Source organism: Vibrio sp. Y20_XG_PY13 (assembly GCF_024181925.1).
GTDB lineage: Bacteria > Pseudomonadota > Gammaproteobacteria > Enterobacterales > Vibrionaceae > Vibrio > Vibrio parahaemolyticus.
Genome location: NZ_JAMZAL010000002.1, coordinates 642,711 through 664,537, shown reverse-complemented (window position 1 = coordinate 664,537; position 21,827 = coordinate 642,711). Strand labels below are relative to the sequence as shown.

Below are 21,827 nucleotides of genomic sequence, written 5' to 3'. Positions count from 1 at the left end.
TATTAGCTCGTTGGTAATAAATTCTGTTTAAAATCATTCAGTAAGTCTTGTACAAACTGAATGCGTTTACGTCGGTCCGCCAATGGTACGCTAAACTTGAACTTAGTTGGACCTTCCATTGCAAATTTTTGCGGCTGTGATTGCAGGAGTTTAACTAAATACGCTGGATTTATGTCAGCATCAGGGTAAAACTCGATAAATCCACCTTTATCATGGGCTTCTATCTTCTTCGCTTTAATACTACCTGCGGCAAATTTCAATTCTGAGACAGCCAGCAAGTTCTTCGCGGCATCAGGAAGTAAGCCAAAGCGGTCGATCAGCTCAACTTTTAATTCGGATAGCTCATCGCTGTCGCTCACACTCGCAATTCGTTTGTACATCGACAGACGCGTATTGACGTCTGGAATGTAATCATCAGGCAGTAGCGCAGGGATTCTCAGTTCCACTTCTGTTTGTTCACGAAGCAGATCATCCAATGATGGCTCTTTACCTTCTTTCAACGCTTCGACTGCTTGTTCAAGCATTTCCATATACAGTGTAAAACCAACCGATTGAATTTGACCACTTTGTTCGTCACCAAGCAGTTCACCAGCGCCACGAATTTCCAAATCGTGCGTTGCCAGAGTAAAGCCCGCGCCTAAGTCTTCCAGTGAAGCAATGGCATCGAGACGTTTAATGGCATCTTTGGTCATTGCTTTTGGATGTGGCGTTAACAAATAAGCATAAGCTTGATGGTGAGAGCGACCAACACGGCCACGCAATTGATGCAGTTGCGCCAAGCCAAGGTTGTCAGCACGATCCATAATGATTGTGTTGGCCGTCGGAACGTCGATACCCGTTTCAATGATGGTGGTACACACCAACACGTTAAAGCGCTGGTGGTAGAAATCATTCATGATGCGTTCTAGTTCGCGTTCACGCATTTGGCCATGTGCCACGGTAATACGGGCTTCTGGAATGAGTTTTTGTAAGTCTTCTGCCGTTTTTTCAATGGTTTCTACCTGATTGTGTAGGAAGTAAACCTGACCACCACGCATAATTTCACGCAGTACGGCTTCTCGCACCACGGACTCTTCACGTTCACGAACAAATGTCTTGATAGCTAAACGGCGTGCTGGTGGTGTGGCGATGATCGACAAATCACGCATACCACTCATTGCCATGTTCAGCGTACGAGGAATCGGCGTTGCCGTTAGGGTAAGAATGTCCACATCGGCGCGCATCGCTTTGACTTTCTCTTTTTGACGAACACCGAAGCGATGCTCTTCGTCGACAATCAACAAACCCAAATCTTTGAATTTGATGTCGCTGGAGAGCAATTTGTGCGTACCGACGACGATATCAACTTTGCCATCGGCAACATCTTGCAAAATCACTTTTTGCTCTTTGGCTGATTTGAAGCGAGAAAGCACCTCGACTCGGATTGGCAAGTTCGCGAAGCGGTCACGGAAGTTTTCAAAATGCTGCTGAGCAAGCAGGGTTGTTGGCACGAGTACGGCAACTTGCTTGCTGTTGTCCGTAGCAACAAAGGCCGCACGCATGGCAACTTCTGTTTTACCAAAACCAACGTCACCACACACCAAGCGATCCATGGCTTTTGCTTGGCACATATCGGAAAGCACCGCGTTGATTGCCATGGCTTGATCATCGGTTTCTTCAAACGGGAATGTTGCCTTGAAGGTCGCGTATTGGCCACGATCTAAGGCAAATTTAAAGCCCGGTTTTAGCTCACGCTTCGCGTATACATCAAGTAGCTCTGCTGCAACATCGCGTACTTTTTCAGCCGCTTTTCGACGTGCTTTCGACCATGCTTCACCGCCAAGTTTGTGCAGAGGAGCCGTTTCTTCAGCGCCGCCAGAGTAACGGCTGATCAAGTTTAGCGAGGAAACGGGAACATAAAGTTTGGCGTCGTTTTGATATTCAAGCGTCACATACTCGGTTTTCATTCCCCCCGCTTCAAGGGTTTGCAGACCAATGTAGCGACCGATACCGTGGTCTATATGAACAACAGGTTGGCCTGGTTTCAGCTCGGCAAGGTGGCGAATAACAGTGTCACTGTTGACGGCTTTTTTGTCTTTGCGACGGCGTTGAATTACGCGATCGCCAAGCAAGTCACTTTCGCATATCAGCGCGAAATTCAGCTCGTCATGAATAAAGCCGTGTTCTGCTGAACCAAGAATCAACGTGAAACGGTGGTCTGACTCTAAAGCGTGATACAGCGATTCTTGTACCACTGGGCGAACTTTGATGCCTTGCAGAAGCTCAGTCAGAGCTTCGCGTCGACCTTCCGATTCCACCGAAAAGATGATTTTGCCCGTAAATTGTTCGCTGAATTGGCGCAAACGAGATAATGGCTCTTTGTTTTGCTGTTGAACGCCAAGTTCTGCCAGTGTTTGTACCGCTAAGTTTTGGCGGCCAGCACGTTTCACTACTTTCTCTAGGCTGAGCTGTGCCTGAGGAAGTTGTTTGAAGTGTGCAAACAATTCGTCTTTCTTGAGCCACAAATCATGTGGGGCAAGAAGTGGACGCAGAGGATCAATTTTCTTTTGATCGTAGCGATACTCGACGTCATTTAAGAATGTGTCGACAGCTGCTTCAATGTCGCCGTATGTGATCAGCTGCGAATCTTCAGGTAAGTAGTCGAACAGGGTTTCGGTATGGTCGAAGAACAGTGGTTGCCAGTATTCAATGCCTGCCGGCCACGTTCCTTTGGTGACTTGCATGTAGATGGATTCTGGCTCGCGTCTCGCCTCAAACTGGGTGCGCCAACGAGTACGGAAATCTTCAATCGCTTCTTTCGTCGTTGGGAATTCATGCGCAGGCAGCAATTGGATTTGCTGAATGTCTTCAATAGAACGCTGGTTTTCCGGATCGAAAGTGCGAATGGTGTCGATCTCATCATCGAAAAAGTCAATACGGTAAGGATCAGCACTGCCCATCGGGAATAAGTCGAGAATCGAACCTCGGCTCGCGTATTCACCCGGCCCAAATACTTGGTCTACGTGACGGTAACCCGAGTTCTCTAGTTGCACTCTCAGGTTTTCTAGCGAGAAATTATCGCCTGTTTTGACCATTAGTGTGTGCTGTAACAAAAATTCTCGCGGAGATTGGCGCTGAAGAACAGTGCTGACTGGCACGATAGTGACGCCGCCACGTTGATTTGGCAGTTGGTATAGGCGAGCAATACGGTCAGAAATTATCTCTTGGTGTGGAGAAAAATTGTCGTATGGCAACGTTTCCCAATCAGGGAAAAGGCTTACCGGTTGGTCGGTAAACTGTTCGATTTCTGCTTGCAGTTTCAACGCGATCTGCGGATCTGGCACAACCAGTAGTGAGTGACTTGAATGCTGCTTGGCCAGTTCGGCAATGGCGAGTGGCAGCGCTGCACCGGGTAAGTTGCCAAGTTGTTTTTTGTCGCCACGCTCTGTTGGATTGGTGACGGAAAGTATCGTTGCTTTGGTCATAGGAGTTATTTTTTATCTCGCTCCAGTGAGCGCTGACGTAAAAGTTTTTGCTGTTGATATAAAGCGGCTTTAATGAGCAAATCTTGGTCTGCTTCTCTGAGCATTTTATATCTAAGAGTGACGACGAACCCTTGCTCAGAGGCGACACACTCTACGACTTGAGCGTAGCAGTAAATTGCCGCAGCAGGATGGTCAAGAAAGAGTTTCACTCGGACAAATTGGTCCGTTTCAACTGGGCTTGATGAGCGGTAACTCAACTGACTTGCTCCAAATTGAGTGGTTTGGAAGCGAACCGAAATATCATCTTGTTGAGACAACATAAAGCTCAGCAGTAAGTTGAGCTTTGAGTTTTGCGTATCGAGCAAACTAATAACGTGTTTAAGCTCTTTATTTTGCAGCTCTAGGCGTGCGTTATCTGCCAATGTATCTAAGTGGCTGAACTCGCTCGCGACAATAAAAGGCGCAGGAATTTCTGACACAAACGTTTCTTCGTCTGGCAAAGCAAAATCGGTCCCCAAGGCTTCCACGTTAATGGTGAGGTTATGGTGAACGGTGAAGTATTCTTGCTCTGTCATAAATCGGTCCTTTGTTGCCAGCGAGCACTCTCATTTCACGAATAATAAGAGGGATAGGGCACTGATTATCGCTAACTGAATGAAGTTATCAAGTTTACCACTACTGCGTTTGAACTTTTTGCCCTAAATGCAGACTTATTGCATGTCGTTGACAAATTTAGCGATTATCTTGTCTTCTTCATGAGAAGAGTAAGGTAAGATAACTCTTATTATTTAGAACTAGGGTCAATCGCCCTTATTAGAAAACCAGTTGGTTTGTCCTGTATGTATCATCCTATCTCTTTGTTTATTGGCTTGAGATATCTTCGGGGACGCTCCGGAGATAGGTTTAGCCGATTTGTTTCTTATATGTCGACGGCGGGCATCACGATCGGTGTGATGGCGTTGGTTACTGTGCTTTCGGTTATGAACGGATTCGAAGCACAACTGAAAGAGCGCATTCTTGGTGTTCTTCCTCACGCGGTGATTTCTCAACATGATGGTAGCACTCCACTGACGGAGTCTGCGCCGCAATTCATTCAAGCGATGTCGGATGTTGCTGAGCCAGAACCTGTTGTTCGCGGAGAGGCGGTAATTCAAAGTTCGGCACAACTGACGGCAGGTTATTTGATTGGGATTGAGCCTAAGAAAGGCGACCCGATTGCCAACCATTTGATTGCGGGTCGTTTGTCTTCTCTTCAAGCGGGAGAGTACAAAGTGTTTCTTGGCCACAGTTTAGCGCGCTCTCTTAAGGTTTCTATTGGCGACAAAGTTCGTTTAATGGTGACAAACGCCACGCAGTTTACCCCTCTTGGTCGAATCCCTAGTCAGCGCAACTTCACAGTGGCTGGTATTTTTAATACCGGTTCGGATGTCGATGGTCAGCTTATGATCGTCAATATGGCGGATGCAGCTAAGTTAATGCGCCTGCCCAAAGATACCGTATCTGGCTGGCGAGTGTTTTTCTCTGACCCATTTATGGTGACGGATTTCGCAGATAAACCGATGCCAGAAGGTTGGCAGTGGAGTGATTGGCGTGCACAACGTGGTGAGCTTTTCCAAGCTGTGAAAATGGAAAAGAACATGATGGGCTTAATGCTGGGTCTCATTGTTGGCGTTGCAGCGTTTAACATCATTTCTGCTTTGATCATGGTGGTGATGGAAAAACAATCTGAAGTCGCGATTTTGAAAACGCAGGGTATGACGCAATCGCAAGTCATGACGATTTTCATGGTGCAAGGCGCAAGTAGTGGTGTGATTGGGGCTATTGTCGGCGGAGCGGTTGGCGTGGCGTTGTCACTCAACCTCAACGCCATTTTGGAATCGGCTGGCGTGGCTCTGTTCAGCTTTGGCGGGCATTTGCCAATTGTGATTGATTCTTTCCAAATTCTATTAGTGGTAGTGCTAGCGATTGCTCTGAGTCTGGCTGCTACTGTTTATCCTTCTTACCGAGCATCTTCTGTTAAACCTGCTGAGGCACTTCGCTATGAATAAGCTATTAGAATGTCGTGATATTCGTAAAGTATACCGAGAAGGTTCCTTGGATACGGAAGTGTTGAAAGGCGTGAGCTTTGATATCGATAAAGGTGAGCTCGTTTCTATTGTTGGCTCATCGGGCTCTGGTAAGAGTACGCTGCTTCATATCCTTGGCGCATTGGACGACGCTACGCAAGGTGAAGTGGATTTTTTAGGGCAGAACCTATCGGCGTTAAGCTCCAATAAACAGGCTGCTCTTCGCAACAAACATCTTGGTTTTGTGTATCAATTTCACCACTTACTTGCTGATTTTACGGCACTTGAAAATGTCGCAATGCCACTGCTGATTGGCGGTACTAAAGTGACAGAAGCTAAACAGGCGGCAAAAGCGCTGCTTGAGAAAGTGGGCTTGAGCCATCGTATGGATCATCGCCCATCAGAGCTGTCTGGTGGTGAGCGCCAGCGCGTGGCCATTGCTCGTGCTCTTGTGAACAAGCCTGACTTAGTTTTGGCTGACGAACCAACTGGTAATCTGGATCATAATACGGCTTTGGCGATTTACGATTTGATGCGTGAACTAAACAAAGAGTCGAACATCGCCTTTTTGGTGGTGACGCATGACAACGAACTCGCAGCAAAAATGGACCGTCAGATGCACATGCAAGATGGCCTTCTGGTGGATCGTTTGATGACCAAATCTGCATCGGTGGAGGGCTAGTTTTGTTCTCTTCTTTAGCATTAATGATTGGTGGACGCTTTAGCCGTGCGAAAAAGCGCAACAAAATGGTGTCGTTCATTTCTCTTTCTTCAACCATTGGTATTGCAGTAGGCGTGGCGGTGATCATCATTGGCCTTTCGGCGATGAATGGTTTTGAGCGTGAGCTTCAGTCGCGTGTGTTGTCCGTGATTCCTCATGGTGAGTTAGAAGGGGTTAATGGGCCACTGCAGAACTACACCAAGACGATGAACCAAGCGCTGCAACATGAGCATGTCGTTGCTGCCGCACCGTACGTCCGATTTACAGGTTTAGCCGAAAAAGGCAGTAAACTAAAGGCGATTGAAGTGCGTGGTGTGGATCCTGCCTATGAGCAAGCGGTGTCGAGCATGTCTGACTTTATTGATCCAGAGGCATGGCAAAACTTTTACTCAGGCCAACAACAAGTGATTTTAGGTCGAGGGGTTGCAAATGAGTTGAAGGTGCAAGTCGGTGACTACGTCACGTTGATGATTCCTCAAGCGGGTGGCACGAATAAAGTTCAAGCGCCAAAACGTGTGCGCGTCAAAGTGGCGGGTTTCTTGACGTTGAACGGTCAAATTGATCATTCATTGGCTTTAGTTCCGCTGGCGGATGCTCAGCAATACGCTCGTTTAGGAGACGGGGTAACTGGAATTTCTCTAAAAACCGATGATGTTCTTGATGCGCCTTCGATCGTTCGAGAAGTCGGCAACCTAGTGAATGTGTACGTATATTTGAAGAGTTGGCAGCAGCAGTTTGGCTTTCTCTACCGTGACATTCAGTTGGTACGCACGATCATGTATTTAGTCATGGTATTAGTGATTGGTGTGGCGTGTTTCAATATCGTCTCGACATTGATGATGGCGGTGAAGGACCGCGCAGCAGAGATCGCGATTTTGCGTACGATGGGGGCAAAAGATGGTCTGATTAAACGTATTTTCGTTTGGCAGGGCGTCTTCTCTGGAGTATTTGGTAGCCTTGTCGGTAGCCTTGTTGGTGTGTTGGTTGCGTTGAATTTAACTCCAATCATTAAGGGGCTTGAAGGCTTAATAGGACACCAGTTTTTATCGGGTGACATCTACTTTGTGGACTTTCTTCCATCGCAGTTGCATTGGCCTGACGTCGCATTGGTGTCGACCACCGCTATCGTATTAAGCCTATTGGCCACTTGGTACCCAGCTTCTCGCGCAGCGAAACTGAACCCTGCCGCAGTTTTGAGTGCTAAGTAGCGAAGGAAGGAAAGCTAGCCTCGTAGACATCGTTGTTAGCGATGACTTATTTTGCTAAGTACACTAGATACAAAAAAGGACCTTTCATGGTCCTTTTTTGTATTCATTAGCATCTTTTCATTCTTTGCTTACATTTCGTTTCAGCTTTATTGTCGTTTGAACCTCAAGCCATGTCGCAACGAATGATTTTAGCGTCTTATCCGCTTATCTTACTTTTCGTTTTTGCCAACTGCGAACGACAGAGTAGCGCCACAATCCGCGAATACCGAAATAACCAATGATCGCAGAACCCACACCGCAAATTGCGCACCCCAATAGGAATGGAGGCCCAATCGTGCTCATCTGTTGCATGATAAAGTCCCAAGATAGCTCAAAATGGAATGGCTGAGGTGGAACATGCATGACCCATGCACCGAGCTTGTAAGCAAAGTAAAACAAGACTGGCATGGTAATAGGGTTGCTGACCCAAACGAGAGCGACTGACAGAGGTAAATTTACGCCCATTAAAATGGCTAAACCTGCAGACATGATCATCTGGCTCGGAAGCGGGACAAACGCCATAAATAGGCCAACGGCAAAAGCACCTGACGCAGAGCGACGGTTTAAGCACCAAAGGTTCGGGTTGTATAACACATTGCCGAAGACCTTCAATGCTTTTTGGCGTTTGATCACTTCGTGATCAGGCATGAAGCGTTTTATCAGCTTTCTAGGCATAGGACGACATGACTCTCTTAGAAAAAAGTTGGACCTTGGCGTTATTTGTCGCGAGCGTAATTTCGTCTGCATGGTGGCCGACGATGCCGGATTGGCGTTGGTTGCTGCTGGGAATAATTACCACTGGCTCAATAATTAAATTACGTCGAGGCTTAATTAGCATAGGCGTAATTGTGGGCTTTATGGTTGTCATCGTCCACGGCAATATTATGGAGTATCAGAGACAAGCCCTTTTTCAAGCAGGTGAGAATAGTACCATAATTGGTAGAGTTGACAGCTCTTTTACGCAAATAAGTCACGGATATGAAGGTGTCGTAGCGATAAAACAAGTGAATTCTCACACTCTGTTACCTTTTCTTAAACCTAAAGTCCGCCTTATAACGCCATTCCCACTAGCTGTTAACAGTGAGTTTACGACTAACGTTTTGATTAAGCCCATTATCGGCCTCAGAAATGAAGCGGGTTTCGACGCAGAAAAGCAGTCAATGGGAAGTGGTGTTGTTGCAAGGGCGGTCGTAACTAAAGATTCATACTGGGTCATTCGTACTTCTTCGTCTTGGCGCGAAGCTATTATTCAAACTGTTGAGCGTGATATTTCTCGCCTTGAGCATTTTGCTCTAATCAAAGCACTGGCTTTTGCTGATCGCACTGGGCTTACGAAAGAGGATTGGCAGTCTCTGCGTGACAGCGGACTACTGCATCTTGTATCGATTTCTGGTTTACACATTGGGATGGCACTGACGTTTGGGCTCGCCCTTGGTGGGCTTATTCGGCTTGCTATGCCGCGATATTGGTTTCTGCCATCAGTGAGTGGGTTGGCGTTTGCCATTGTTTACGCTTGGCTTGCTGATTTTTCTTTGCCGACGACCCGAGCCGTTTCTGTTTGTATCATCTATATTGCTTTGAAGTATTGGCTTGTTCATTGGAGCCCATGGCGCGTACTGCTACTGGCCGTGGCGTTGCAACTTTTCTTCCAACCTTTTGCTTCTTTTAGTTTGAGTTTTTGGCTGTCTTATTTATCCGTTGGTGCCGTTTTGTTTGCGGTTAACACAGTGCAAGACTCGAAGGAAGGTCGTTTAGGAAAGTTGCGGATACTTTTGTTGACTCAACTGATACTGAGCTTATTGATTGTCCCGATCAGTGGCTATTTTTTCTCTGGATTTAGCTGGTCTTCTTTAGTCTACAATTTGGTTTTCATTCCTTGGTTTGGCTTTGTTGTCGTTCCAATCATGTTTGCTGCTTTAATTGCGTCATTGCTCTTTCCTATGTTGGCGAAGGTTCTATGGTATTTGCTTGACATATTCCTGGTTCCACTAAGTTGGTCGGTTCGATATGCCATAGGAACTTGGCAACCCATTAGTGCCGAGTGGACATTTGTTATTGCTGTAGTGAGTGCCGTGCTCGTTTTAAGACATGTTATGCCTCGTTACGTTTGGATGTTTGTCTGTGTAATTGTTGTGGTGACAGGGTTGTTTCCTAAGCAAGATAACCAAACTTGGCGTATTGATGTGCTTGATGTCGGGCATGGGTTGGCGGTACTGGTTGAAAAAGAGGGGAGAGTTTTACTCTATGATACGGGCAAGGCTTGGCAAAACGGCAGTATAGCTGAGCAAGTGATTACGCCAGTACTGCACCGCAGAGGTTACTCAAGTGTCGATACGATGATTTTAAGTCATGCCGATAATGACCATGCTGGCGGCCGAAAAGTGATAGAGCAGTACTTTTCACCTAAACACAAACTAAGCAGCCAGAGCTTTTTACATTATCAGCCTTGTATTGCTGCTGAGAAATGGAAGTGGCAAGGGTTGAACATGGAGGTACTTTGGCCTCCTAAACCTGTTGTACGTGCATACAACCCCCACTCTTGTGTCATCAGTCTGGAAGACCCTAGTTCAGGTTTTAAAATGTTGTTCACTGGTGATATCGAAGCCATCAGCGAATGGATACTGCTTCGAGAGCCAGAAAAGCTGCGCAGTGATGTAATGCTAGTGCCGCATCATGGAAGCAAAACCTCTTCTAATCCTAAGTTTATCAATGTTGTTGAGCCTAGCTTGGCTATTGCGTCAACGGCAAAACTAAACCAGTGGGGAATGCCTGCACCTGAAGTCGTTCAGGCCTATACCGATAGTGGTGTTAGTTGGTTAGACACTGGAAGTGATGGCCAAATAACAATCTTACTTGATGGCAATAACTGGCGTTTTGAAAGTAAACGTCGTGAGACAATTGAGCCTTGGTATAGGCAGATGCTGCGTAACCGAGTAGAATAAGAGTCTTACTGTAAGAAAATAAAGCACTTCTATGTCGATAAATACTGATGAAACGACTTGGCAGACGTTTAAACGTCTTTGGCAATTTATCCGCCTTTACAAGTCTGGCCTTATCGTTGCCGTCATTGCATTAGTGATTAATGCTATCTCTGATACTTATATGATTTCTCTACTAAAACCGCTTCTCGATGAAGGTTTTGGTAATGCGGATTCTGATTTTCTACGTACACTTCCTTTAATTATATTTGTCATGATGTTCATTCGTGGCACGAGTGGTTTTGTCTCCACGTATTGTTTGAGTTGGGTCTCTGGCAATGTGGTGATGCTAGTACGACGCATGGTGTTTAATCACTTTATGCACATGCCTGTATCGTACTTTGACAAAGAAAAAACGGGTAACTTGCTTTCTCGAATCACTTACGATTCAGAGCAAGTCTCTGCGGCGACGAGCCAAGCGTTAGTGAGCATCGTACGTGAAGGCGCAAGCATTATTGGTTTGCTTGTTCTGATGTTTTACAACAGCTGGCAGTTGTCATTAGTGCTGTTTGCTGTAGCGCCTGTGGTTGCTTGGGGTATTGGTGTCGTTTCTAAACGATTCAGAAAAATCTCTAAGAACATGCAAACGATGATGGGTAATGTGACCGCATCGGCTGAGCAAATGTTAAAAGGGCACAAAGTCGTATTGAGCTACGGTGGTCAAGACATTGAACGTCAACGTTTTGATAAAGTCAGCAACCAAATGCGTCAACAAAGCATGAAGTTGGTAACGGCTCAGGCTGCGGCAAACCCAATTATTCAAATGATTGCATCATTTGCGATTGTTGCTGTTCTTTATCTGGCAAGTATTGATTCAATCAAAGAGCAGCTGACTCCGGGTACTTTTACCGTGGTCTTTTCTGCGATGTTTGGTTTGATGCGCCCACTTAAAGCACTGACAAACGTAACTTCTCAATTCCAACGTGGTATGGCAGCAAGCCAAACTTTGTTTGCTCTGATCGATTTAGAACCAGAGAAAAACGAAGGTAAATACACGGTTGAGCGCGCGAAGGGTGATGTATCTGTGAAAGATGTCAGCTTCACGTATGTAGGTTCAGAAAAGCCGGCTCTAGAGCATGTCAGTTTTGATATTCCTCGAGGTAAAACGGTCGCTCTAGTGGGGCGTTCAGGTTCAGGTAAAAGTACCATTGCGAACTTGTTTAACCGTTTTTATGACGTAGACAGTGGCTCGATTACATTGGATGGCCGTGATATTCGTGACTATGAATTGAAGAACTTGCGTGAGCAGTTTGCTTTGGTTTCGCAAAACGTACATCTTTTCAATGACACCATAGCAAACAACATTGCTTACGCGACGGAAGATAAGTACCAGCGCAGCGATATTGAGCATGCAGCGAAGCTGGCTCACGCAATGGAATTCATCAGTAAGATGGAAAATGGTTTAGATACCATGATCGGTGAAAACGGCGCGAGCTTATCTGGTGGTCAGCGCCAACGTGTAGCTATTGCTCGTGCGTTACTGCGTGATGCGCCTGTACTGATTCTTGACGAAGCAACCTCCGCATTGGATACGGAATCTGAGCGTGCTATCCAAGCTGCCTTAGATGAGCTGCAGAAAGATAAAACTGTGTTGGTGATTGCTCACCGCTTGTCAACGATCGAAAAAGCCGATGAGATTCTAGTCGTAGACGACGGTGTCATTATTGAACGAGGTAATCACGCAGACTTGATTGCTAAGAATGGCGCTTACGCTCAACTTCATCGCATCCAGTTTGGCGAATAATTGCTGTGGTTGAAAAAATCTGGTTTGAAAATCATCCATTAAAATATCTGTTGTGGCCATTATTATGGCCACTCAGTGTGTTGTTTGGTGCAATCAGTAGAGCGAAGCGTCAACAGTTCCAAACTGGTCGCAAGCAAGCGTATCAAGCACCCGTGCCCGTAGTAGTGGTCGGTAATATCACCGCTGGTGGCAATGGTAAGACGCCTGTTGTGGTTTGGCTGGTCGAGCAATTACAACATCTGGGGTATAAACCGGGAGTGGTGTCTCGAGGATACGGTGCGAAGGCTCCGCAGTATCCGCTGGTGTTAAATGATGATACTCCTACTCAACATTGTGGTGATGAACCTAAACTCATCCACCGGCGCACCGGAGCTCCTGTCGCAGTAGACCCTGTACGTGCAAACGCCGTGAAAGCGCTATTAGAGTTAGATGTGGATATCATCATTACCGATGATGGTTTGCAGCATTATGCTCTAGAGCGTGATGTTGAACTTGTGATTGTTGATGGAAATCGTCGTTTTGGTAATGAGTGTTTGATTCCGCTTGGTCCATTGCGCGAAGGTGTTGAGCGACTTCAGGAAGTTGACTTTATCATCACCAATGGTGGTTTGGCCCATCAGGGTGAGATCTCGATGTCTCTAGCGCCATCAAAAGCGATCAACCTAAAGACCAAGCAGCAAGTTGATGTGAGTGAGTTAAAGGCGCTGGTGGCATTTGCCGGTATCGGGCATCCACCTCGGTTTTTTAATACACTAGAATCAATGAATGCGGATGTTAAAGTCACGAAAGGTTTTGCGGACCATCAAGACTTTGACCAAAAAGAACTTGAAGCATTGGCTCTGCAAGGGGCGAATGTGATTATGACAGAGAAAGATGCTGTCAAATGTAGCGACTACGCACAAGACAATTGGTGGTATCTGCCTGTATCTGCTCAATTTGAGCCTAAAGATGCAGAGCGAATTTTAAATCGAATAAAAGAGGTTAAAGCGACTTATGGATCACCGTCTGCTTGAGATTGTGGCTTGCCCAGTGTGTAAAGGTAAGCTGACTTACGATAAAGATAATCAAGAGTTGATCTGCAAATTGGATCGCCTTGCTTACCCTATCAAAGAGGGTATTCCTGTTCTGCTTGAGCCAGAAGCTCGCACCATGAGTATGGATGAGGGACGTTAATGTCTTTTACGGTTGTGATACCGGCTCGTTACTCTTCGAGCCGTTTACCAGGTAAACCACTGGCTGATATCGGTGGTAAACCAATGGTGCAATGGGTTTACGAACAAGCAATGCAAGCTGGCGCTGATGACGTGATCATTGCTACTGACGATGAGCGAGTTTCTGTGGCGGTTGAGCAATTCGGTGGCAAAGTTTGTATGACTTCGCCAAACCACGAATCTGGTACAGAGCGTTTAGCGGAAGTGGTAGACAAAATGGCCATTCCTGCTGACCACATTATTGTGAACGTTCAAGGTGATGAGCCTTTGGTACCACCAGTTATCATCCGCCAAGTCGCAGATAACTTAGCCGCTAGTGATGCGCCTATGGCTACGTTGGCGGTTGAAATTGAATCTGAAGATGAAGTCTTTAACCCAAATGCCGTAAAAGTCGTTGCTGATGAGCGTGGTTATGCCATGTACTTTAGCCGAGCAACAATTCCTTGGGATCGTGATAACTTCGCTAAGCAAGACAAAGCTATCGTGAATCCATTGATGCGTCACATCGGTATCTATGCATACCGCGCAGGTTTCATTAATACTTACGTAAACTGGGCGCCAAGTGCCCTAGAGCAAATTGAATGCCTAGAGCAGTTACGAGTGCTTTGGTACGGCGAGAAAATCCACGTTGCAGTCGCTAAAGAAGCGCCAGTAGCAGGCGTTGATACGCCAGAAGATCTTGAAGCCGTTAGAGCTATTGTTGCGAAAAAAGCGTAACGATTCTACTTCTTGCAGTTAATAAAAAGGCTCCTTTCATGGAGCCTTTGGCTTTAAGGGGATGAGTCTATTTTTTGCTAAATGTTTGAGTCGTACTGATTGCGTTTTGGACAAGTGGCTAATGTTTCTCTGTGTCCCGTGTCTTTAACTTCTTCTAAGATTACGTCAAAGCCCCATAGGCGATAGACGTGTTTCAATACCTCATCATAACTTTCATCGAGTGGAATGCGGTTATGAGGAACGTACTGCAACGTGAGTGAACGGTCACCACGAACATCCACGTTAAACACCTGAATGTTAGGCTCTAAGTTTGATAGGTTGTACTGCGCTGCCAGAGTTTCTCGAATGCGTTTGTAGCCCATTTCATCATGTATGGCGGAGACTTCAATAAAGTTCTTCCTGTCATCATCGTTGATGGCGAACAGTTTGAAATCACGCATCAATTTCGGAGACAGATATTGGCTGATAAAGCTTTCATCTTTGAAATTATGCATAGCAAAATGCAAGGCATCTAACCAATCTGTTCCTGCTAGATCCGGGAACCACTCTTTATCCTCGTCAGTTGGCTCTTCACAAATACGCTTTATATCGCGGAACATCGCAAAACCGAGAGCATAGGGGTTGATACCGCTAAAGTAAGGACTGTTGTAAGGTGGTTGAGCAACCACACTTGTATGGCTATGTAAAAATTCAAGAATGAACTTTTCGGACACAATACCTTCATCATACAAGTGGTTTAAAATCGTATAGTGCCAGAACGTTGCCCATCCCTCATTCATAACCTGAGTTTGCTTCTGTGGATAAAAGTACTGGCTGATTTTTCGGACGATTCGAACAACCTCGCGTTGCCATGGTTCCAAGAGCGGCGCATGTTTCTCAAAGAAGTAGAGTAGGTTTTCTTGAGGTTCACTAGGGAAGCGCTCTTTAATGTCTTCTTCTTTAGTTTTGGCTCTTGGTACGGTTCGCCACAGTTCATTGACTTGAGATTGCAGATAAGCCTCGCGCTCCTCTTGGCGGGCCTTCTCTTCGGTAATCGAGATTTTCTCTGGTCGTTTGTAGCGGTCGACACCAAAGTTCATTAACGCATGGCAGGAGTCGAGAAGTTTTTCAACCTCTTGAACGCCGTAGCGCTCCTCACATTCGGCAAGGTACTTTTTAGCAAAGAGTAAGTAGTCGATGATAGAACTGGCGTCCGTCCACGTTTGGAACAGATAATTCCCCTTGAAGAAAGAGTTGTGACCGTAGCACGCGTGCGCGATGACAAGTGCTTGCATGGTGACTGTGTTCTCTTCCATCAAATACGCAATACAAGGGTCAGAGTTAATCACAATCTCGTACGCTAGGCCCATCTGACCATGTTTGTAGTTCTGTTCTGTTTGAATGAACTTTTTACCAAATGACCAATGGTTGTAGTTGATAGGCATACCGATACTTGAGTACGCATCCATCATCTGCTCAGACGTGATCACTTCGATCTGATTTGGATAGGTGTCCAAACGATAGTGCTCCGCGACACGTTTTATTTCCTTGTGATAGCGTTCAAGCAGTTCGAATGTCCAATCCGGTCCGTCAGGTAGCAACTTGCTGTTGCGCTTTTTAGGCGCCTCTCCAGAGAGGTTTTTTGTTGCGGTAGTCATCGCTAGCCTCCTTACGCCGTTTCTTTTTGGAATAGTTCTCGGAAGACTGGGAAGATATCCTCCACAGAGCGAATATTCTTCATAGCGAAGTTTGGAAACTCGTCGGTGAGCTTCTCATACTCGTGCCATAAGGTTTGATGTGAGCGACGCGTGATTTCTATATAAGAATAGTACTGACAATTTGGCAGCAACTTATTCACGAGTAAATCTCGGCATCGTGGTGAGTCATCCGCCCAGTTATCCCCATCGGACGCTTGAGCTGCGTAGATGTTCCACTGACCAACCGGGTAACGCTCTTTGACGATTTCATCCATTAATTTCAAAGCACTAGATACGATGGTGCCACCGGTTTCTTGCGAGTAGAAAAATTCGTGTTCATCGACTTCTTTGGCTTGCGTGTGGTGGCGAATAAACACAACGTCTACGTTTTCATAGGTGCGAGTCAAGAACAGATACAACAGCACATAGAAGCGTTTTGCGATGTCTTTGGTCGCTTGATCCATAGAACCAGACACATCCATCAAACAAAACATCACGGCTTGGCTAGAAGGGACTGGTCGTTTTTCGTAGTTTTTAAAACGTAAATCGAAAGTATCGATGAACGGCACATTTTCAATTTTCTTGCGCAGTTCTTCGATTTCTTTTTTCAGACGATTTTCTTCAAGTTGTTGTGCTGGCTCAATATTTTTGATGCGAGTCAACTCGTCTTCGAGCTCTTTAAGAAGTCGCTTTTTGCCAGCCGTCATGGCGGTTCGACGAGCTAACGATTGCTGCAATGAACGAATAACGGAAATATTGGAAGGGATCCCCGCAGTTTGGAAACCTGCTCGGTGAGTTTTCCATTCCGTAATTTTAGCGATTTGATTTTTTTCTAGATTCGGTAGCTCTAAGTCTTCAAAAAGAATATCCAGGTATTCATCTTTTGAAATTTGGAACACAAATTCATCTTGACCTTCGCCATCGGGACTTGCGTTACCTTCACCAGAGCCACTGCCTTGACCTCCACCTTTTGGACGCTCGATTTTATCACCCGTAATAAACTGATCGTTACCAGGGTGCACGCGTTCACGCACGCCACCTTTCCCTTGATGGAAAATCGGCTCGTTAATGTCTTTGTGCGGTATTGAGACGTCTTCGCCCGTTTCTGTATTCGTGATCGAGCGTCGATTCACTGCGTCAGCTACCGACTCTTTGATCTGCTCTTTATGGCGCTTCAAGAAGCGCTGTCTGTTAACAGCGCTCTTGTTCTTGCCATTGAGCCTGCGGTCTATAAATTGCGCCATGAAATAGCCCTCTTCATGTTTCACAAGCGACCTAACTCAACACTGGGTTAGGATGACTTACGTACTCGTAGGTACCACTCAGAAAGTAGGCGAACCTGTTTCTCGGTATAGCCTTTTTCCATCATGCGAGCGACAAAGTCGTCGTGTTTCTTCTGATCTTCAGAAGAGGTTTTCGCATTAAACGAGATAACCGGAAGAAGCTCTTCGGTATTGGAGAACATTTTCTTCTCGATTACCGTGCGCAGTTTTTCGTAGCTGGTCCAAACTGGGTTTTGACCATTGTTATTGGCTTTCGCACGAAGCACAAAGTTGACGATTTCATTTCGGAAATCTTTCGGGTTGGAGATACCAGCGGTTTTCTCAATTTTCTCTAGTTCCGCATTGAGAGACGCGCGGTCAAATAGCTGCCCCGTTTCTGGATCACGGTATTCTTGGTCCTGAATCCAGAAGTCTGCGTAGGTAACATAACGGTCGAAGATGTTTTGGCCGTATTCAGAGTAAGATTCTAGGTATGCGGTTTGAATCTCTTTACCGATAAACTCAACATAACGAGGAACGAGGTACCCTTTCAAAAACTCAAGATATTTTTCTGCGGTTTCTGAAGGGAATTGTTCGCGTTCTACTTGTTGTTCAATCACATAGAACAAGTGAACTGGGTTTGCTGCCACTTCGGTTTGGTCAAAGTTGAACACGCGAGACAAAATCTTAAACGCAAAACGTGTAGATAGGCCGTTCATACCTTCATCGACGCCTGCGTAATCTCGATATTCTTGGTAGCTTTTCGCTTTGGGATCGGTGTCTTTTAGCGTCTCGCCGTCGTACACGCGCATTTTCGAGAAGATAGACGAGTTTTCAGGCTCTTTCAGACGAGAAAGAATGCTGAATTGCGCCAATGTTTCTAATGTGCTTGGTGAGCAAGGGGCTTGAGACAGTTCACTGTTTTCAAGCAGTTTTTGATAGATTTTAACTTCTTCCGATACGCGTAAACAGTACGGTACTTTTACGATGTATACACGGTCTAGGAAGGCTTCGTTGTTTTTGTTGTTGCGGAAGGTTTGCCACTCAGATTCGTTAGAGTGAGCCAAAATCATGCCGTCGAATGGAATCGCAGAAAGGCCTTCCGTCCCGTTAAAGTTGCCTTCTTGTGTTGCGGTTAGTAATGGGTGCAATACTTTAATTGGCGCTTTGAACATCTCGACGAATTCCATCAAGCCTTGGTTTGCTTTACACAGCGCGCCAGAGTAGCTGTACGCATCTGGGTCGTCTTGAGAGTAGTGTTCGAGTTTACGGATATCCACTTTACCAACGAGTGATGAAATATCTTGGTTGTTCTCATCACCAGGTTCGGTTTTCGCAATACCGATTTGGTCAAGGATAGAAGGACGAACTTTCATCACTTTAAATTTGGTGATGTCGCCGCCAAATTCGTGAAGGCGTTTCGCTGCCCAAGGTGACATGATTGAGCGAAGGTAGCGCTGCTCAATACCGTAGTCCGTTTTCAGAATCTCGCCATCTTCGGTCGCTTTGAACAAACAGAATGGGTGGTCGTTCACTGGGCTGCGTTCGCCATTAGCGCTCAATACGTAAATAGGCATCGCTTCCATAAGCGATTTTAATTTTTCAGCAAGTGAGGACTTACCGCCACCAACAGGGCCCAATAGATAGAGGATCTGTTTGCGTTCTTCTAATCCTTGTGCCGCATGTTTGAGGTAAGAAACAATTTGTTCAATCGCATCTTCCATACCATAAAAGTCTTTGAATGTTTCATAGCGAGAGATAACGCGGTTGGAGAAGATGCGGCTCAAACGTGGGTCTTTAGCTGTATCTATTATCTCTGGCTCACCGATTGCCATCAGTAGGCGTTCTGCTGCATTCGCATAAGCACTTTTGTCATCCTTACACAGGGCTAGAAACTCCTGTAACGACATCTCTTCATCTTTTGCAGCTTCATATCTGGATTGATAGTGGTCGAAAATACTCATGTCGCTTTCCCCTTTAATAGTCAGTCTACCGACGAACGTTGGTGCAGGCTGTTCCACGTTTTGCTGTGCTCTTAGTTGCCTGAATGTCGACGTCCTGTTATCTCATTTGGTTTGTACGAAATGTATGACCAGTAACACCAAAGACTTTGCTTTATGGACAGTTTTTTCATCACAACGGTGAGCAGTGGATGTGTACTTTTCAGTCACAGCCTTTCTCTACTTAAGCCTAGTCGGGGATTTGCAATTTTGCTTAACAATTATGAATTTATTGTAAAAGTGACATTTGAATCACTCTTTAGATAAGGATGAATTTATGTTGCGAATAGGGCGGAGATAAATCAAATATTTGGTGAAAAATACAGAATTTCAGTGATTCGTTATTCCACATTGCACAAGATAAGCAGAAGGATACGGTAGTGAAGAATGGAAGTTGTGATAGGAAAATAAAAAAAGGAGAGCGAATGCTCTCCTAATCAAAGACTTGCTATCTTACGCACTAAAAATTTGTGCAAGCTCGTTTTCACACAAGTGATATTGACGAGGGCAGTTACGCCAAGTTTGCAGCATGCGGCGGTATTTATCTAGCATTGGCATTTGGCTGTTAAAGTGGTGATCTGCCTTGTCGAATTGTGGGTAAAGACCTTCAGAATCAACAAGGAAGCGGACGTAATGCACTTGCTGCGCTTCTGTTGCGATATCGAAACCTAAGAACTGTAAGCGACGTTGGTCTACTTTGCTACGCTCTTCCGCATCTAACATATTGTTAGATTCTTGCATCGCGTGATACATCTCCATAATGTCGATGATTTCACGGCATTCTGCTTCTGAAAGGCAACCGAAATCTTTGTTCAGTTCGCGCATTTGTAGCTCATAGCCGCGTTCAACGATCGTCTGTAGGCGTTTGTATTTAGCCGCATTATTCGGATCAAGCTGAGACATTAGGTTGTATTGGTTTGATAGGATCAAACGTTGAGCGTTTGACATTTCCATGATGACCTCACTAAATAATCTAATACATTTTTAATGTGCTTAGGTTAACGCTTCAGACAAGGGTGAAACATGATCTCAACACATATTTAATATGAAAAAATGGCAAGAATTGTCGAATTCAGCCACGTTGAGATACACGATATAAGAAGAATATCTACTTTTTGTGATAGTGGTTGTATATGTAATCTCGGTCCGAAAACACTCTTAACCACTCTGGCTTGAAGACGGTTAATACTGCCAGTGACATCCCGTTAAGTAACCCTTCGGGGAACGCAAGCAATGGGACAAAAATAAAGTAGTTGTGTTGAATGGTTTCCCAATCGTAGTGGCCAACCAACAAGTGATAAAACGAGTTAAATACTAAGTGTAAGCTGCCTGTGAGTGCGCCATTAAAAAAGCCAGCGACAAAAATAAACACAAAGATGTTGCGGGGTAAATAATGGTAACTAAGCAAAAAGACTAAGTAGCTGATTAATATTGGAACGAGCGCCGATAGCACAAGAGAGATCGGGAGCAAGATAAACGAAATATCGTGTATCCAGTGGTAGGCGATCATAGCAGGAATGCTGAGCAAAAAAGCCATTCGCCAACCGTACATCATGGTTAGTGTCGTTAACGCGAGAAAGTGTATTTGTAACCCTTCTTTTACTCCTGCTTGAGCAGACCAAAGAACCGTAATGAGGAAGAAAGAGGCAAGTACGATATGTTGAAATGCTTTCTCTTGTTCAAGTTTAGGCCAAACTACTTTTCTCCAATCGGGTATGCAAAAAGCAACGACAACCCAAGTGACGATGATGAGTGAGCCTACGTTAAACCAGTCCATGAACTCTTTTCCTAAAATGCGTTTGTTACTTTTACGTTAATCCTTTTGTTGGGGCGCTATTTTACACGCCTTGGTGATTTATATAAGGAATTTGCCAGTGTTACATACAAAAATGCCAGCTAAATGCTGGCATTTCTAGAACGTTAAGTTTCTTATTTGCTTAGTATTTCACGTTAGAGTGGTACTGAGACAAGATGGATTGAATTTCATCCATTGTCTCTTTTGAAGGAGGATTCACGCCTTCAAGAGGGTACTCTAAACCAAGAGCTTCCCATTTATGTGCACCGAGTTTGTGGTATGGGAGCAGTTCAACTTTCTCGATGTTGTCCATATCTTTAATGAATTCACCCAGCATGTGCGCCGCTTCTGGATCATCGGTGTAACCCGGCACAACTACGTAGCGGATCCATGTTTTTTGACCAATTTTGTGCAAGTAACGAGCAAAGTCTAACGTACGTCGATTCGACACACCGATAAAGTCTTGGTGAATTTCATCTTTCATATGTTTGATATCTAGCATCACCAAATCAGTCGCGTCCAATACTTCGTCGATCACTTCTGTGTGTTTACGAATGTAGCCATTGGTATCTAGACATGTGTGGATGCCTTCTGCGTGAGCCGCACGGAAAAAGTCGCGAACAAATTCTGGTTGAAGCATGGCTTCGCCACCAGAACAAGTGATACCACCACCTGATGCATTCATGAAATGACGGTAGCTTTTCGCTTCGGCAATGATTTCTTCAACAGTAACTTCTTTACCATCATGCGTGTCCCAAGTATCGCGGTTATGGCAATACTTACAGCGCATTAAACAACCTTGCAAGAAGACGATAAAACGAATACCAGGTCCGTCTACGGTACCGCATGATTCAAATGAGTGAATACGACCAGTTGTTGACATCTTTTGCTCTCATTACTAATAAATTCTTGCTGTTATTTTATTACAAAAAGCAGGGTTAAAACA

At 45.3% G+C, this 21,827-nt stretch carries 17 protein-coding genes; 8 read left to right on the top strand and 9 right to left on the bottom strand.

All coding sequences use genetic code 11. The annotated features are described in order from the left end of the window. Nucleotides 1–2 precede the first annotated feature (2 nt). Nucleotides 3–3,464 carry a transcription-repair coupling factor gene (mfd, locus tag NL646_RS08075; RefSeq protein WP_021449346.1) on the bottom strand — a complete coding sequence of 1,154 codons (3,462 nt, stop codon included), beginning with the start codon at nucleotides 3,462–3,464 and terminating at the stop codon, nucleotides 3–5. A gap of 5 nt (nucleotides 3,465–3,469) precedes the next feature. Then, a complete protein-coding gene (locus NL646_RS08070) occupies nucleotides 3,470–4,039 on the bottom strand; it encodes a PilZ domain-containing protein (RefSeq protein WP_015296459.1) in 570 nt (189 codons plus the stop codon). 264 nt (nucleotides 4,040–4,303) lie between these two features. Between NL646_RS08070 and lolC the strand changes: the two genes are divergently transcribed. From lolC to lolE, 3 genes are read left to right on the top strand one after another with little or no spacing between them, the layout of a single operon-like run. Further along, complete coding sequence (gene lolC / locus NL646_RS08065) at nucleotides 4,304–5,512, top strand: lipoprotein-releasing ABC transporter permease subunit LolC (protein ID WP_253664067.1); 1,209 nt, start codon at nucleotides 4,304–4,306, stop codon at nucleotides 5,510–5,512. Next, entirely contained in the window at nucleotides 5,505–6,212 is a 708-nt protein-coding gene (gene lolD / locus NL646_RS08060) for a lipoprotein-releasing ABC transporter ATP-binding protein LolD (protein WP_025554247.1), read from the top strand. Before lolC ends, lolD begins: the two co-directional genes overlap by 8 nt. A gap of 2 nt (nucleotides 6,213–6,214) precedes the next feature. Then, nucleotides 6,215–7,459: a lipoprotein-releasing ABC transporter permease subunit LolE gene (lolE, locus tag NL646_RS08055; protein WP_021449343.1), complete on the top strand. Its 1,245-nt coding sequence runs from the start codon at nucleotides 6,215–6,217 to the stop codon at nucleotides 7,457–7,459. Between the two features lie 204 nt (nucleotides 7,460–7,663). On the opposite strand, the gene NL646_RS08050 is transcribed toward lolE, so the two are convergent. Beyond that, nucleotides 7,664–8,173: a DUF2062 domain-containing protein gene (locus NL646_RS08050; RefSeq protein WP_005456245.1), complete on the bottom strand. Its 510-nt coding sequence runs from the start codon at nucleotides 8,171–8,173 to the stop codon at nucleotides 7,664–7,666. 8 nt (nucleotides 8,174–8,181) lie between these two features. Between NL646_RS08050 and NL646_RS08045 the strand changes: the two genes are divergently transcribed. Genes NL646_RS08045 through kdsB form a run of 5 tightly spaced genes read left to right on the top strand, consistent with a single transcriptional unit; the run spans nucleotide 8,182 to nucleotide 14,148 of the window. Beyond that, complete coding sequence (locus NL646_RS08045) at nucleotides 8,182–10,440, top strand: DNA internalization-related competence protein ComEC/Rec2 (RefSeq protein WP_140383518.1); 2,259 nt, start codon at nucleotides 8,182–8,184, stop codon at nucleotides 10,438–10,440. A gap of 31 nt (nucleotides 10,441–10,471) precedes the next feature. Next, nucleotides 10,472–12,220, top strand: a complete 1,749-nt coding sequence (gene msbA, locus NL646_RS08040; protein ID WP_253664066.1) for a lipid A ABC transporter ATP-binding protein/permease MsbA — start codon at nucleotides 10,472–10,474, stop codon at nucleotides 12,218–12,220. Nucleotides 12,221–12,225: 5 nt separating this feature from the next. Continuing rightward, nucleotides 12,226–13,233, top strand: a complete 1,008-nt coding sequence (gene lpxK / locus NL646_RS08035; protein ID WP_021449340.1) for a tetraacyldisaccharide 4'-kinase — start codon at nucleotides 12,226–12,228, stop codon at nucleotides 13,231–13,233. Further along, nucleotides 13,214–13,393 carry a Trm112 family protein gene (locus tag NL646_RS08030; protein ID WP_005378451.1) on the top strand — a complete coding sequence of 60 codons (180 nt, stop codon included), beginning with the start codon at nucleotides 13,214–13,216 and terminating at the stop codon, nucleotides 13,391–13,393. The genes lpxK and NL646_RS08030 overlap by 20 nt, the downstream gene beginning before the upstream one ends. After that, on the top strand, nucleotides 13,393–14,148 hold the full coding sequence (gene kdsB, locus NL646_RS08025) for a 3-deoxy-manno-octulosonate cytidylyltransferase (protein WP_253664065.1): 756 nt from the start codon (nucleotides 13,393–13,395) through the stop codon (nucleotides 14,146–14,148). Before NL646_RS08030 ends, kdsB begins: the two co-directional genes overlap by 1 nt. A gap of 77 nt (nucleotides 14,149–14,225) precedes the next feature. Here the strand turns inward: kdsB and NL646_RS08020 are convergent, their stop codons facing one another. The 6 genes from NL646_RS08020 to pflA all read right to left on the bottom strand — a co-directional run bounded on the left by NL646_RS08020 (nucleotide 14,226) and on the right by pflA (nucleotide 21,764). Continuing rightward, nucleotides 14,226–15,785: a SpoVR family protein gene (locus NL646_RS08020; protein ID WP_005456192.1), complete on the bottom strand. Its 1,560-nt coding sequence runs from the start codon at nucleotides 15,783–15,785 to the stop codon at nucleotides 14,226–14,228. Nucleotides 15,786–15,796: 11 nt separating this feature from the next. Beyond that, nucleotides 15,797–17,068: a YeaH/YhbH family protein gene (locus NL646_RS08015; protein ID WP_005481863.1), complete on the bottom strand. Its 1,272-nt coding sequence runs from the start codon at nucleotides 17,066–17,068 to the stop codon at nucleotides 15,797–15,799. 47 nt (nucleotides 17,069–17,115) lie between these two features. Next, a complete protein-coding gene (locus NL646_RS08010; protein WP_005456210.1) occupies nucleotides 17,116–19,050 on the bottom strand; it encodes a PrkA family serine protein kinase in 1,935 nt (644 codons plus the stop codon). Nucleotides 19,051–19,539: 489 nt separating this feature from the next. After that, the gene (locus NL646_RS08005; RefSeq protein ID WP_005456271.1) at nucleotides 19,540–20,040 is read right to left on the bottom strand and encodes a YfbU family protein; all 501 of its coding nucleotides are present in this window, start codon (nucleotides 20,038–20,040) and stop codon (nucleotides 19,540–19,542) included. A gap of 154 nt (nucleotides 20,041–20,194) precedes the next feature. Beyond that, a complete protein-coding gene (locus NL646_RS08000) occupies nucleotides 20,195–20,863 on the bottom strand; it encodes an energy-coupling factor ABC transporter permease (RefSeq protein WP_253664064.1) in 669 nt (222 codons plus the stop codon). Between the two features lie 160 nt (nucleotides 20,864–21,023). Further along, entirely contained in the window at nucleotides 21,024–21,764 is a 741-nt protein-coding gene (pflA, locus tag NL646_RS07995) for a pyruvate formate lyase 1-activating protein (protein ID WP_005456250.1), read from the bottom strand. Nucleotides 21,765–21,827: the final 63 nt, after the last annotated feature.